Consider the following 15798-nt stretch of genomic DNA (forward strand, 5'->3'; position numbering starts at 1 on the left):
TTCATTATCACCAATAGTAATATATAAATCACTAAGCGATTATAATCCACCTACAGTAACGTGCAAGATAGTAGCTATTTTAACTTATTGGACCTGAGTTACTCTTTAAAATAATTTCAATAATATCCTTGAGGAAATTATGATTTTTATATGTATTTACTATCTGGTCAAAGTTCCTATTAGGATAGACTCTTAGAAATAAAAACTATTCACTGGGTAATGGAACCAAAAATTAAGGAGAAAAATACTATCATTACATAAATAAAATACTTTGGGATAAATCATACATCTTAGAACCCGTGTGGGAACTTTTGTTTCCAATTCCATGAGTCATGTAACATTGCGGGGAGATCTTTTTCAGCCTTCCAATTTAATAGCTTATTTGCCTTTTCAGCGTCAGCCCAGCATGAAGCAATATCACCTTGTCGCCTGTCTGAGAAAACTTTATTAATTTTTATTCCAGTTTGTTTTTCGAAGGTAGTAATGAGATCCAGCACTGAATATCCTATCCCTGTACCTAAATTGAAAACATGATAGCCAGGATTCGTGGACAAGTAATCAATAGCAGCTAAATGACCTTTAGCAAGGTCTACTACATGTATATAATCTCTGACACCAGTGCCATCATGTGTAGGATAATCATAGCCAAATATATGTAACTCCTCGCGGACGCCGCTCGCAACATCCAGTAAAAAAGGGACTAGATTGTTTGGAACACCTACTGGGCATTCACCAATCAACCCGCTAGAATGAGCGCCGACTGGATTAAAATAACGTAGGCAAACTATGTCAAAGTCTTTAGTATGATTTAAGTCTTCTAAAATGTTCTCCACAAATAATTTTGAGGTTCCGTAGGGATTTGTTGTACCACCAATTTTGGAGTTTTCTGATAATGGCACACTTTCAGGTTGGCCATAAACGGTTGCGGAAGAACTAAATATAAACTTACGCACATCGAATTGCTTCATTTTTTCTAACAAAGTTAGAGTAGCACAGACATTATTTTTATAATATTTGATTGGTTGATGTTGTGATTCTGAAACTGATTTAAATCCAGCAAAATGGATTACCGCATCAATGTTTTCATTTTTAAATATAGCATCAAGTATTGGCTCGTTACCAACGTCACCGACAACATGCAAAAAATTTTTATTAGTAATGTTCTTAATTTGCTCCAAGCACTTCGGAGAAGAATTGCTAAAGTCATCCAAAACAATAACTGAATAGCCAGTGTCTAACAATTCAACAACTGTATGCGATCCAATATAACCTGCACCACCTGTAACTAAAACATTCATGTGGCCTCCTTGTGAAAAATATAAATGTGCTAGGCAGATAAAATCTTCAGTTCATTTCCAATAAATCGCTCGGACGAGTAATATTTTTTGTGTATCAACCGGATGATTGCTTTATCAAAAACATTTTGAGTGACATGATTTGGTAAAGGCTCAGCAACATTGTTGATTAATGATACACACTCACTATTCTCTATTATATCCTCATATCCGATCATCGTGTGCCTGCTACCATAAATATGTAGTCCGTAAGATATAGCCTCAGCAACCTTCGTTTTCATTCCACTTCCCAAGGTCAATGGAGAATAGAAAATATCACAAGAAGATAAAAGGGATGACATTTCCGCACTAGTTAAATCTTCAAACAGATAAATATTGTCAGGCACTTTAAGCCCTAATGAAGACAATTTTCGTCCAGCAAGTACAAAAATGAAGTTCCTGTTATTTGTAGCTGTTTCCAATACTATTTTGGCAGCTTGCACATTTGGAAAAAAATCAAATGATGCGGTAAAAATGAATTTACGTCTAGGATCACATTTTAATAATTCGAGTTTAGCTAAGAACTCCACCGACTCGAAACCATTATTCTGTTGCTTTTCAAAAACCACAGGTATAATTAAGCTCTTTAATTTTTTCAATCGATAAAAGCGCTCAATCTCTTGCTTGTCATGCTCAGTAATATATGTTACAAGATCCGCAAACTGCAGGCCAAGTTTTTCGTTCAGCTTTACAAGAATTCTTTCAAAAACCGTGCCTATGGTTGTCTTTTTTTGCTGTAGGAGATGATATTCAAAGTTATCAGTAAACAAAATAAATTTCTTTTTTGGGAACAGAAATTTTAATAAACAACAGATTATACCAAGCCGTGAATTGTGCAATCCAATAATATCATTTAAACGGCATATCCGAATAATAGAAAAGAGATACACCATATAAAACGATGGCAAAAGAAAAAGTCTTGAAATTACATCTTGTATACGGCCTTTTGAAAAAGAGAAATGTTCCTTAAAGGTAGGGGTGAAGTTTATCACTGTATTTTTTTTATCGATAAGTGTAAGCTCTAAATTTTGTTTTTTGAGAAAGGCAACCAGCGTACGCAAGTATAATCCGCCACCTGTTAATTCATTAAAAGAATTTATCGATATCAGGCAGAATTTTTCAACACTCATTTTCAAAAGCCTTTTTCATTATTTCTTCATAGTGATTTTCAGAGAATATAGTTCGTTGCTCGTAAATATCTCGCCTCAATTTCAAATAATCAACATCCGGCAGATTCATAACATGGCCAATCATAGAAATAAGTTCGTTTTTGTTTTCAACCATAAAAACCCCTGGATGCATATCTGAATACAGTTCACTTATCGCCCCAACATCGTATCCTACCACAGGAGTGCCACAACATAATGCTTCAACTGTAACCAGCTCAAAACCCTCATACATTGAAGGCAGAATTAATAATTTAGCCTCTTTAAAGACCTGTGGCATCGACTCATAAGGAACGCCGATGCTAAATTTAACGTTGTTTAAAACACTTAACTCATCTGGTGCAGGGATACTCGACACCAAATTAAACTGCAATCCAGGGTGTGCACTGCAGATCTCAATGAGTTCGGCAATGCCTTTTCCTTTTTCAAGTCGTCCTACAAAGGTAATGTACCGCTGGACAGCCACTTCATCTTCGGTAAATTTATTTAAATTAATATAATTTCTCACCACATCGATTTTACTAGTCTCTACGGCATAATATTCTTTCCATTCTCTTTTTACTCTCTTGGATACAGCCCAGATTTTTTTCGAAAATCTTCCGGCACATCTTTCATAGAATGCTATGAGCCCGCATCCAGATAATAATCGAAGATTTTTTTTCATTATTGTCTGAGAGTAACATTTCATATTTCCATGTGCTATTAACAGATCATTACTGTAAAATGGCGATGAATATCCATGCGATATTACGATAAATTTTTGACTTGAGAGCTTTTTAAAAATGAAATAAAATGATACTAAGAGAGGATAAAGTAAGATCAGAATTTTTTTATTGGCCACAACTCGAGTCAAAAAAAAATAATTTTTATCAGCAAGAATTACTGTATGATTTAACTTCTGCAACACCTTCTTTTGTTGTGAAACTACTCGTTCCACTCCTCCCTGGCCACCATCGCCATTAAATGCAGCTATATAAATAATCATTAAAAAACTTTCCTTGCGAACGAGGATAACTTTGAGTAAATAAAATGAATCTGCCTATACAATAACGTGTGGTGATCGCTGGTTACTTCATTAATTTGTCGATTAAATTTCTTTAAGAATCGATAATTATTTATTACACTCTCATAATGATACCTAAGTTTGTTAGCCGTTCTTGCTCCGCCAGTAGCCTGTTGTGGAGGTAAATTAATTAATAGCGCCTGGGGGTCATAAACAAACTTATATTTTTGCAGATACAAACTAAACATAAAATCGGTTTCTTCTCGATAGCAATTTCCGGTATAAATTTCGCTAAAACGTAAACTGCCAATAAGTTCGCGCCTAACAAGTATAAGTGCTTGAGCATAAAAACACTCTACTGGGTTTTCTAATTCAGCAGTAAAGCTAAATTCCATTTTACTTATGTCACTTACAAATCTGCCTTCGCGTTTATGCCGCGCAATACATTGTGCAAACTCAGTCTCGTTATTATTCATGTAAAGAATTCTAGCGCCGACAATATCTGCGTTCATTTTTTTCTTTGTGTCTATCATTCTTGCAATTGTTCCCGACTGCAAAAATGAGTCATCATCACCAAAGAATATGTATTCCCCTTTCGCAATATCTAATCCGCGGTTCTTTGAAAAAGTTTGTTTTTTGTTTGTGTCGTTTTCAAGCACAATCAAATTTGGGAATTTACATTGCATTTCCAATAAAACATCATGAGTATTATCAGTCGAGCAATCATTGATAACAATAACTTCCTGTACTTCTGCCTGAAAGTACCCTGGCAAAATTTTACACAATAAATGGGCACGGTTATAACTAGGTATTATTACACTGACATTTTTTTCGATCATACCCTGACACTCTGTGTTTTGTAATTTGAGTATAAAACTATAAAGAATGCAACAAATATACTTTTCAGTAAGTATGGGAAAAAGTATAGTAATGTTTCCCTGGGAATGAATAATATTGGTGGTAAAATACTGAAATAAATGAAGTATATCAGTGGGTTTTCTTTTGTATATTTTTCAGAACTATTTAATAGAAGTAGTACAAGTAAAGGTATGATTAGGCAACCAATAAGCCCCATTGCTAACAATGATTCAGAAAGATAGCTACCACCTAACCCAAATCCTTCACTGTATAGTACTGGATTAGCTGTGGCGGAGGCCAGATGACTATAACTTATTGAGGGCAGATCCACCCCAATTCCAAGAACAGATGTCACCGTTATAATAATCTGACTAAATAAATATGAAATATCGGATATGCTATTAACCATGTGAAGTTTTACACTCTGGAAAACAGTGATGTAGGACACACCCATTCCATATAAAAAATCCATTATTGGGTTATTTCCTTCCAGCAAGGTGATAAAACTACCACCAGACCGCCACATAGAAATGAACTCACTCAAAGCGAAAACCATCAAGAAAACAATCAGCATCTTTGTAATGAGCTTTGTATTTCTAATTTGAATTTCGCTGTAATAAATGCAGAATACTGTCAGCAAAAATGTTATAAATTCCCCCCTACTTCCCTTTAGCGAACTAAATGCAGCTATAACAACCGCCACCAGAAGAAAGATTTTACTGACTCTGAAATTATTAAAGAATGCGCAAATCAGGAAGAAAGAGCAGTAGAACAGGCTAGTAAGGAAATTATAGCCAACCGGTACACTTATATTACTCTGATAAATGCCAACATAACTATTTGATTCTATATAGTAGAAGAAATAAAGCCCCTTCAAAACCATTCCTACTGAACCAAGAATGAAAAGTATAAACAGAAACTTTAATGATGGCGCAGAATATCCGCCCCTCCGCTCAGAGACATGACTGGTACGAGTATTCTTACTAACAACTAATGCTATACTATATCCGAAATACATTAGTGAGATGGCATAATTAGCATATGCAACATTGTCGTCCATGTATCCAGTGATAAACCAATCCGCAATACGAAAATCATAGTTAGCAAAAACTGACAAGAAAGGTCTACATCCTAAAAAAACAAACGAAGATATAATTAGGAGACTGGCAGGGGAAGTGATTTTATTACATAAAAAAGATAAAATGAAGACTGTTATAGTAGCAACAACTAAAATATAAGTCGATCTAGTCACATTATCGTCAACAAAAAAAGAAATGGCAAGTATCACCAAAAGACTAACATACATAACTAAGAGTGGTGTTCGCTTAAATTGCACTGTTGCTGTCTCCTTTCCATTTTCGTTTCGCAACGCAGGCTAAAAATATAAACACCAATAGCTCACCCAGAAGATTCAATGTCACGCCACCAAGCACATTGTAATGATTAATCATAAACCATGACACTGAGCCAACAATGATACCGGACATAATGTTAGCGGTTCTAAGCAACCTGACGTTATCAGTTGGTATTAAAAACTGCACGCCAAGTACATTATTAAGGGATGAGAATATCGTTATTACGGAAGATAACGCAATTATTGTAAATGAAACGTCCACATTACCAATCACCCGGGCTGTAAACTGTCCAAATAGAAGATAACAAACACAAGCCACTGAACTTATTATTAAATGAATCACCAGACTTTGCTTAATTTTTGAAGTGAATTCACTTTCGCTTGTTGTATGTTGCTTCGAAACCTCTGAGAGCATGTATTGAGATACAGGAACAATTAAACTTTGGCAAGCAGCAGTGAGTTTCTGTACTATTGAATAAATACCCAAATTGACATGTCCGCTATAGTTCCCAATTAATATAGGTATTAAACTACCATAGCTAATTGTTCCTAACACACCGACAAAAACGTTTCCTGCGCGCTTAATTTCAGAAAGACATTGTTTGAGTTCAAGCTGTCTAACATTGATCGGAAACGTTCTTTTTCTGACATAAAAATAACAGAGTAGCAAATTCCCATTTTGCAACAGACTGATTATTAATAAATTCTTTCCGTCACATATTAAATAAATTAAAAGCGAGAAAAACAATAATACACGTGTGATTATTTGACAGGATGAGAGAAATTTAAAGTCACCTAATCCCTGAAAAAGCCATAATGGAGTAAATACATTTCCTATCGCACATAAAAATACTGCAAAGATATAAACAGGTGAGGACTGTATAAAAGCCAACAACGATAATAAACTTACTGTAACCAAAGCGACAATAAACAACAAACTCTTCAGAAATATTATTGTTGTATGATATATATGTAATTCTTCTTTATTATTGCGATATCGAGCAGCAGTCACTGGCGATGTATAAGTAAATCCAAAATCAACAAATAATGAAACCACTTGATATATAGCAGTAATGTATATTAGCTCACCATATTTGTCCAATCCAATGTGGCTAATAATTATAGGAATAATGATTACAGGAGCAATATAGTTAAATAATTGCAATATATATAGACCCAAGAAGACATCTTTGATCATTTTCTTTTTATTGGAAAAACTAGACAATTTTTTATCCTGCGTTTTTAATTCCAGAATATAATTAATTACAAACCTACCAACTTTTTCACTTCTAGATATATTAAAGTAATCTTATGTTCTAAGCGATTATTAATAACATTGCATTTTGATCCCATAATTCATTGCTGATGCTCTGCTTATAGCTTGTTATACATCCCGCTACATAAATAATGAAAAAAATCATTCGATAATACATTTCAAGATATATTAAGATTCAAACAATTAATTTAAAAATTTTTTCAATAGCCCCCAAAAAGCATATTGAGAGAAAAAATACAATGAAGGAAATATCGATAATTTTAATTGTTTCCTATAGATATCCCACGTCCATCGTGCAGCAACTAACTTATTAGATGATAATGATTCCCTTGAAACTCTATATTGTGCAAGATATTCTTGTATGCATTTGGCATGATTAGTTTCTCTTAATATTTCCAGCCACATTAAGAAGTCCTCATGCCCAACACTCTTTTGATAAAACTTTCCTAGTTTCTTTGCATTATAAACACCAGTTAGATTCCCGATATAATTTTTTCCTAGCATCATTTTATAAGTAATAAATTCCGGAGCGTTGACTTTAGCTATCTCTCCGCCCTTTATATCAATAGTGCTATAATTGGCACAAACAACATCAATGTCACCTGTATTGAGTATATCTAATTGTTTCTCTAGTTTCGTCTTGCTCCATAAATCATCAGAGTCACAAAATGCTATATATTCCCCCTGAGATTTTTCAATCCCAACATTCCGAGTTTTTGCAACACCCTTATTTTTGTTATTCTTACATATTACAACCCTGCTATTTGTTGAATAGAGACTTTCTAATAGATTTAGAGTCCCATCAGTACTACAATCATCAATGACATATAGTCTTATATTTTTGTAAGTCTGATTCAATATAGAATCAATCGATTGTACAACTGTAGATTTCCCATTGTAAACGGGCATGATAACCGAGACTTTTTCACTTTCCATCTTCATTGAATTCAACTTTTTGTTTCAAGATCGATTTTACACAAGCTAGCATCCCATCTCTTACTCTTGGTAGCACACAAACAATTGTTACAATACATGATAAAAATCAGAGTTTAATAATTCGAACATTCAGGTGACTTTCTACCGCGGCTATGTGGATATATTAATGATAATGCATCCATTTGGCTTATCTGGGGTATAATCAATTTTTTGGAGGAATCCATCAATACCTGCAAACTTTCATTCTTTGAGGAGTACACGTTCAACTAACTGGAGTCACTACCGCATTTGCTGGTCCTCGTCGGTAAACGTGTAGCATATATTCGAAATAATATCAGTATCTATAGCAGATATGATGCCAACATTTTTCGCAAGCCCACTCAACCACGTAATCCATCATATTATTTATAATATTCCGAAAAACGGATAAAACATTTACCACCAATGACGCCAATATACGCCCTTACGGTCAATCGTCATTGTCACTTGTAAAATCGGCCTCATTACCTTTTATGCATCGGGCCAGATTTTCTTCAAGCTCGATTCATTACTTAACTAATCTTTTCATTCCAGAGCAAATCACAGATACCATCGGTTGGATTGAACGCTGCAGGTGCCTGCAATAGTATTTCACGTACGCGCTCATAGTCGAACTCCCGGCAGGCGGTATCCAGTTCAGCAAGAAGTTTACTCATTTCACTCCACGGCAGCATGACCTCATTTGCAGTCTTTATGCGCGGGTGCTGCGTGGTAGAAACGTTGTCGCCAATGAGCAACTCTTCATAAAGTTTCTCACCCGGACGCAAGCCCGTCGTCTGCACCGCTATGTCGCCGTACGGATGCTTGTCATCGCGAACGGAGAGGCCCTGCAGCGCAATCATACGGTGCGCAAGGTCAATAATTTTCACTGGCTCACCCATGTCGAGAACAAAAACATCGCCGCCGGTTCCCATCGCTCCCGCCTGAATCACTAACTGCGCCGCCTCAGGGATAGTCATGAAGTAACGCGTGATATCCTGGTGAGTCAACGTGACCGGACCACCAGAAGCAATCTGTTTTTCAAACAGCGGAACAACCGAGCCCGAAGAACCTAGCACGTTGCCAAAACGAACCATGCTAAAGCAGGTCTTGCCGCCTTCCTTCGCTAATGCCTGCAGTACCAGCTCCGCCATACGTTTGGTCGCACCCATTGTATTTGTAGGTCGTACCGCTTTATCGGTGGAAATTAAAACAAAGTTTTCCACACCGCAGCTTGCCGCCGCTTGGGCACAGCACAAAGTACCGAAGATATTATTGCGAACACCATCAAGGACGTTGAACTCAACAAGAGGCACATGCTTATAAGCCGCTGCGTGATAGATCGTATCGACATTGAATGCCTTAATTAATCTTTCGAGATGCTCTTTATCCTGCACGTTGCCAAGAATTGGGTAAATCTTCACCTGCAAATCCTGGCTGAGATTCAGATTACGCAGTTCAGAATCAATGGAGTACAGTGAGAACTCTGACAGCTCAAATAGAATAATCTGATCGGGCTTATTTTTGATTATCTGCCGACACAGTTCGGAGCCAATAGAACCACCAGCACCGGTCACCATAACCGTTTTCCCGTTGATATTACGAGACACTAATTCTGGAATTGGAGAAACCGGATCGCGCCCCAGCAGGTCGGTGATGACCACTTTGCGTAACGCATCGATACGCGCTTTACCTTCTACCAGGTCAACCATCCCAGGAATAGAAAGCACCTCACAGGGTAAACCTTCCAGTGTCTTAATCACTTCATTCTTTCTGGCACGATTGGCACTTGGCATCGCCAGCAAAATTTTCTTCGCTTCGTATTTCTCAACCAGCCAGGCCAGTTTTTCTGGTGCAAAGACGCTGACACCGTGAATAACCTGCCCCTGCAGGGCACGATTGTCATCGACAAAAGCGACCGGATAATATTCATCCATCTGGCTCAGCGCTGGCAGCAACTGGCGGCCCGACGCCCCAGCACCGTAAATAACGACTCGGGTGCCCAGCTTCAGACCGCGGTTTACCAGCATTCGCATTCCGAGTCTTGAACCGGCGATAAGCAATAAGCCAAATGAGAAATAAATGAATGGAATCGTTCTCGGCAGATAAAGATTGATATAGAACGCCGCAATAATCAGCAATATGGACGATATACACATACCAACTGCCACGACCAACAGAATCTTAGCCGTAATATAGCGAATGACTGCACGGTACAGTCCCAGTCTAACAAATATCGCCAAAGTGACGACGATTATTGAAAATATTAATAGCCAATGCGGCGTACTATATAACGGTGTCAGCGAATCTATACGTACCCAAAACGCAAACCAGAATGCGCATAAGAGCAGTATAACATCGATAGATAACGTAATGATTCGTTTTATTGGTCTTGGTAAAGAGATTAAATAAGTTAGCATACTAAAAACTAGTCGCCTCGTTAAAGCTTGCCTTCAGTTTATAAAATAGTACCAGCAGGACACACTGAGTAATCGTCCACTTTTACATTGTAACCACCCACTGTACCAGCCTGCAGAAAAGCTGATTTCCCAATGACAGCACTCCCTGCAAGATGAACACCAACACCTAAGTGAGAAAAGTCGCCGAGAATAGAATCGTGATCTACCGTAGAATGGCTATTTACAATTGTACCCGCACCTAATGTTGCGTTAGCACCCACCACCGATCCCGCTAATACAACTGAACCATCAGCTATCGTTGCCGACGGGCTGACAAATGCAGACGGATGTATAAGCGTGACAGGTTGGATGCCTAGGCTGATAACCTGCTGATAGAGTTGTTCTCTGACTTTATTATTTCCAATGCCAATAACGACGTTATTTGCATTGTTGATGTGTAACAGTAGCTCTGAAATTTTACCAATAATGAGTTTGTTGGTCTCATGGCAAAGAGATACCTTCTCATCGAGAAACACAATATCCGCATAGCCCAAAATTCTGGCCATTTCGCATAGCGTGCGGCCATGACCACCAGCCCCCAATATCATCAGGTCATACATTGACGTTGCTCTCTTTGTCTTTCACGCCAGCACCACATTTGAAAGCAACAACGAAGAGTGGTAACCAAGCGATAATCAGCCCCACAAGGCCATCAATTTTGGCAACTGCAATCAGATAAGCAATTGGCAAGAGCCAGAGCAGATTAACAGCAATCGCCATCAGCGTCACCGGAACATGACTGCCATATTTCCGGGCCAAGTTCTGATAACCATGGCTCGCATGCGCTTCGTAGACTTTCTTACCGGCAACCACTCTGCGAAACAGTGTAGTGGTGGCGTCGACGATGAAAACACCCAGCAAACATAACTCTGCAATAAAGAAGTGTGAATCGGCTTTCGCAATATGGAGGATCATTAGCCCGATGGTTATTCCGAGGAAACCGCTTCCGGCATCTCCCATAAAGATTTTAGCAGCCGGGAAGTTCCAGATAATAAAACCTGCAGCAGCGCCAGCAAGGGCAAGCGTCAGCGGATATATGCTACCAAGAGCAAACGTATACTGGTTGACTACCATTAACAACGCACTGCTTGCCGCAAAGGTGATCGCTTCCGAACTGGCTAAACCGTTAATCCCATCCATGAAATTGTATAAATTCAACATCCAGACCAAATAGAAGCAGCCCAGAATCATCCCAATCCATGATAATGAGAGATCATAACCAAACAGAGTAATAATTGGGAAAGAACCTAAGAAATACAGGCCAATTGCCGCAGCCAGGAAATGCATCAGCAGACGCCAGCGTGCCGCAATATGACCGTGATCATCCAGGAACCCGATTACCGCAACAATTAACCCAGGAATGAACAAACCTAAGAAGCAATCTACCGTCAGCGTGTTGCTGAAATAAAGCCACACCAGCGCAGCTAAAAGCGTCAGGACAATAGCCACACCACCACCACGCGGAGTCGGTACTGAATGCGAGCTTCTCTGGTTTGGACAGTCAATCACGTTATGTTTAATCGCATAACCACGTAATCTCCAGGTCAGTGTACATGACACAAAAAATGCGAATATTATGATCCCTAAATCCAACATTATTTATTACCTTCGATATAATATTTCGCCGTTTTTTTCATAGTTTCATGCAGTGTTATCGGCGGAGTCCAGTGCAGTTGCTCTCTCGATTTTCTGGCATCAACTTCAAGATCACCGAATAACTGATCGTAAATTCCAACTTTACCTACGGCCGAAAGTAATAATTTCAGGACATTCTTCGGAAAATAGATAATTTTTGCGTGAATACCCATTCCAGTCGCAAAGGTGTTAATCATCTCCTCGGTTGAAGGTCGCTCTGCATCGGCGAGCAGGTAGAGTTGATTTTTCGACTTATCATTCACGACGCATTCATTAATAAAGCTGACAACGTTGTCCAGCGACACCAGCGCACGTTTATTTTTGACGTTTTTAAACGGTAACGGCAGATTTTTCGACACCAGTTTTAACAGGCGCTGGATATTACCCGGCGCATTTTCACCACAGATCAGCGCCGGACGGACAATGGTTACCGCCATTTCGCTATTGGTAAAGGTTCGTCGCAGACTTTGCTCAGCATCAAGTTTAGAAATGGCATAGTCAGAAGTTGGTCGAGGCTCTGACGCTTCAGTAAAGGGGATTCCTGAGGTGGCATTGCCGTTCACCCCAATCGAACTGACGAAAATGAAATGCTTTACACCGCAGCTGGCAGAGTCTTTAGCTAACTTCAAGGTCGCATCGTGATTAACACGACGAAATTCCGCTAATGCATCCTGAGCATTATCATTCAGGATATGTGCCCTTCCCGCGGTATGAATGACTGTATCGCACCCTTGCAGAAGGTTTACCCAGTTAGTTTCCGCTGAAATATCACCCAGGTTGTAAATTCCCTGTTCAATATCTTCTTGCCGACGCGTTGTTAATATCACCTGATGCCCCGATGATTTCAACGCCAGGACTAAAGCTGCACCAAGAAACCCGGTCCCACCAGTCACTAATACCTTCATTACCGTCCCCTATCTGCTCAATCTGATAGTTTTTAACCACGATATTTTTTATCAGCCACGAAACAATATGTTACGTTTATTCGCTAATGCGAGACACGCTACCGCCCCTGGCTCAATAGCTACCAGTGCACTAAACGCATAGAAAGTTTGCTGCCCTACTGCGTTTTTACGCAGTAGGAACATGTAAAATTTGATGACGCATTGTGGTCCTAATCGCACTTTATGACAAGGACAATTCCTACGTATAATCATCAAATATACATGCAACTGTTTTTTTAGTTATTGATTTAAATGACAAAACGGCAGCGGAATTCTAAAAACCCGTTTGGTTTTTAAATACCCAACTGCCGTTCATAGATATAAATTTAATCAATGTATAGCATCGCTACAGGGCCTTACTCAGCCAGTAGCTTCTCAATGCCCTTGCGGAACTTCGCCCCTTCCTTCAGGTTGCGCAGTCCGTACTTCACGAATGCCTGCATATAACCCATTTTTTTGCCGCAGTCGTAACTATCGCCGGTCATCAGCATGGCATCAACAGACTGTTTTTTCGCCAGCTCAGCAATTGCATCGGTCAGTTGGATACGTCCCCAGGCACCAGGTTCAGTTTTTTCCAGTTCAGCCCAAATGTCAGCAGAAAGAACATAGCGCCCTACTGCCATCAGATCGGAATCCAGCGTTTGCGGCTGATCGGGTTTTTCAATGAACTCGACGATGCGGCTAATGTTACCTTCGTTGTTTAAAGGCTCCTTCGTCTGAATGACCGAATATTCAGAAAGATCGCCTTGCATACGTTTAGCCAGTACCTGGCTGCGCCCGGTTTCATTAAAACGAGCCACCATTGCGGCCAGGTTATAACGTAACGGATCGGCACTTGCCGTATCAAGCACAACGTCGGGAAGCACCACCACAAAAGGGTTGTCACCGACGATGGGGCGGGCGCACAGAATGGAATGACCGAGGCCCAGCAATTGCGCCTGACGCACGTTCATGATCGTCACGCCCGGAGGGCAGATGGACTGCACTTCGGCCAGCAGCTGACGCTTCACGCGCTGCTCAAGGAGCGATTCTAATTCATAAGAGGTGTCGAAATGGTTCTCAACGGCATTCTTGGATGCATGCGTCACCAGAACGATTTCTTTGATCCCAGCAGCCACAACTTCGTCGATAATGTACTGAATCATCGGCTTGTCGACAATCGGCAGCATCTCTTTAGGGATTGCCTTCGTGGCAGGCAGCATATGCATCCCCAGACCCGCTACCGGAATAACTGCTTTCAAATTAACCATTACGTCATTCACCTATTCTTTAGTTGCTGAATTATAGCTTTTTAGCGTGTTTTAGCCAGTATGAATTACATCGTTCAGTTGGCGGGTATGTTACGCCGCTTATCTACGGAATGCAGTAATCTTAATCCCAAGCGTGCGTAACTTTAGCCAGGAATGGTCGTAAAATTACCGCCCCCGCTCCGGCAGGCGAAAATTCACCGCCTCGACGTTCACCACTTTATGATTCACCCTGTCGATATCAACCGAACTTTGCCCGGCTTCGTTCACCGCATGGACGTTGGCCAGCGACAGCAGTGTGTCCTGTTTAGCCATAAACTTGCCGCGCACATCCTTACGGAGGTCGAAGTGCATCTTCAGCGCAGGCCCAACGGCAGATTTTTGCATCACATTGATATTGCGTAAAAAAAGATGCTGCGGTTGATTGTGCAGTTCCAGCGTCGCCCGCCTCATCTCCACGTTGGTGATGGCGACAAACGACGTTGCATTACCTGATGAAATTTGAATGCCGCGTAAAGTAGACTCGAGCTGACTATTATCCAGATGAATATTATTCAGCTTAAAGTTTTGCGGAATAGATAAATAACGCCCTTTGATTACGCCGTAACCAATTAACATGCCTGCGCTCTGTTTCATATTGATATTATCAATCACGAAATTATCACAACCATAAATAGCTATCGTGGCATTATCAATGCCCGCTTTCTTACTGAAATCCGGGGTGATATTGCGAGCCTTAACATTACGAATGATAAAGTGTTTGCCGTTCTCAACATGGACCAGTTGGCGACAATCAGATCCGGTGATATTCGCCACCACAAAGTTTTTCACCGCCTGCGCGTCCGGGTAGCTATTGTCATAGGTACTGCCCGCCAGTCCGATGCCAATCCCCCAGTTCACGTTGCCATTGGTGCAGTTAATGCGCTCAATAATATGATCCGAGATGAGAATGTCGCGGTCGTTAATCGCCACATTCCACTCGATGGCATCGCCCTGCAGATCACTAAAATGACCGTTGGTGATCTGCACACCGTCCATCTGGTTGTGAAATCCCTGGCGCAGGATGCCATAGTTCGCGTGGCTGACGGTGATATCGTCAATCATCAGATTGCGCATCTGCCGTGGGGTCTTGCCGCCGATATAAATTTGTGTCACCGGGCCGAAACCGCTCATCGCAAGTCCTTTGATGACGCAGTCCGATCCCCGCACGTCGAGGGTGATATTGTGCAGGCTCCCACTGCCCTCCCCGGTTACCTGGCTTCCCTCCTGCAGAACAAACCGCCCGCGCCCGTTGCCGCTCACGCGCCCGAGTATGCGTAACGTTTTGCCCGGTGGGATAAATACGCCGGTATTCATGTTTTCACAGACCACACCCGCAGGGACCACGACGGTTTGCCCTTCAGCGAAAGCCTGGCGGAAAGAAGCCACCCAGTCATTCGGGTTATAATCCTGAATATTGACGCTGCGCGCGGCTTCCAGCGCCGTTACAGCGGGAGAATGGAGTACGACAAGCGCAGAGCCTGCCGTAATAAAGGTACGTCGGGAGAGTTTTTTCTCTGGCATACAAC

General features: G+C 40.5%; 13 protein-coding genes. All 13 read right to left on the reverse strand.

Annotation, left to right across the window (positions count from 1 at the left end; genetic code table 11):
• Positions 1-290 precede the first annotated feature (290 nt).
• The 13 genes from galE to wcaM all read right to left on the reverse strand — a co-directional run bounded on the left by galE (position 291) and on the right by wcaM (position 15793).
• Positions 291-1298, reverse strand: a complete 1008-nt coding sequence (galE, locus tag M2374_RS04695; RefSeq protein WP_181688987.1) for a UDP-glucose 4-epimerase GalE — start codon at positions 1296-1298, stop codon at positions 291-293.
• Positions 1299-1327: 29 nt separating this feature from the next.
• Positions 1328-2464, reverse strand: coding sequence for a glycosyltransferase (locus M2374_RS04700; protein ID WP_249418302.1), 1137 nt, complete (start codon positions 2462-2464; stop codon positions 1328-1330).
• A complete protein-coding gene (locus M2374_RS04705) occupies positions 2454-3485 on the reverse strand; it encodes a glycosyltransferase family 4 protein (RefSeq protein WP_181688985.1) in 1032 nt (343 codons plus the stop codon). Before M2374_RS04705 ends, M2374_RS04700 begins: the two co-directional genes overlap by 11 nt.
• Positions 3485-4342, reverse strand: coding sequence for a glycosyltransferase family 2 protein (locus tag M2374_RS04710; RefSeq protein WP_181688984.1), 858 nt, complete (start codon positions 4340-4342; stop codon positions 3485-3487). The genes M2374_RS04705 and M2374_RS04710 overlap by 1 nt, the downstream gene beginning before the upstream one ends.
• Positions 4339-5697, reverse strand: a complete 1359-nt coding sequence (wzy, locus tag M2374_RS04715; RefSeq protein ID WP_275943216.1) for an O-antigen polysaccharide polymerase Wzy — start codon at positions 5695-5697, stop codon at positions 4339-4341. The genes M2374_RS04710 and wzy overlap by 4 nt, the downstream gene beginning before the upstream one ends.
• Entirely contained in the window at positions 5687-6940 is a 1254-nt protein-coding gene (locus M2374_RS04720) for an oligosaccharide flippase family protein (protein WP_249418301.1), read from the reverse strand. The genes wzy and M2374_RS04720 overlap by 11 nt, the downstream gene beginning before the upstream one ends.
• A gap of 234 nt (positions 6941-7174) precedes the next feature.
• Positions 7175-7933 (reverse strand): glycosyltransferase family 2 protein, encoded by a 759-nt coding sequence (locus M2374_RS04725; RefSeq protein ID WP_249418300.1) that lies wholly within the window; start codon positions 7931-7933, stop codon positions 7175-7177.
• Between the two features lie 545 nt (positions 7934-8478).
• Positions 8479-10365, reverse strand: a complete 1887-nt coding sequence (locus M2374_RS04730; RefSeq protein ID WP_181688983.1) for a nucleoside-diphosphate sugar epimerase/dehydratase — start codon at positions 10363-10365, stop codon at positions 8479-8481.
• 38 nt (positions 10366-10403) lie between these two features.
• The gene (locus tag M2374_RS04735; protein ID WP_181688982.1) at positions 10404-10964 is read right to left on the reverse strand and encodes a sugar O-acyltransferase; all 561 of its coding nucleotides are present in this window, start codon (positions 10962-10964) and stop codon (positions 10404-10406) included.
• Entirely contained in the window at positions 10957-12000 is a 1044-nt protein-coding gene (locus tag M2374_RS04740; RefSeq protein ID WP_181688981.1) for a glycosyltransferase family 4 protein, read from the reverse strand. The genes M2374_RS04735 and M2374_RS04740 overlap by 8 nt, the downstream gene beginning before the upstream one ends.
• Positions 12000-12944 (reverse strand): NAD-dependent epimerase/dehydratase family protein, encoded by a 945-nt coding sequence (locus tag M2374_RS04745; protein ID WP_181688980.1) that lies wholly within the window; start codon positions 12942-12944, stop codon positions 12000-12002. Before M2374_RS04745 ends, M2374_RS04740 begins: the two co-directional genes overlap by 1 nt.
• Before the next feature lie 395 nt (positions 12945-13339).
• Positions 13340-14233 carry a GalU regulator GalF gene (gene galF / locus M2374_RS04750; protein ID WP_181688979.1) on the reverse strand — a complete coding sequence of 298 codons (894 nt, stop codon included), beginning with the start codon at positions 14231-14233 and terminating at the stop codon, positions 13340-13342.
• 165 nt (positions 14234-14398) lie between these two features.
• On the reverse strand, positions 14399-15793 hold the full coding sequence (gene wcaM, locus M2374_RS04755; protein WP_181688978.1) for a colanic acid biosynthesis protein WcaM: 1395 nt from the start codon (positions 15791-15793) through the stop codon (positions 14399-14401).
• Positions 15794-15798 lie beyond the last annotated feature (5 nt).

The organism is Citrobacter sp. JUb117, from assembly GCF_024809055.1.
Classification (GTDB): Bacteria; Pseudomonadota; Gammaproteobacteria; order Enterobacterales; family Enterobacteriaceae; genus Citrobacter; species Citrobacter gillenii.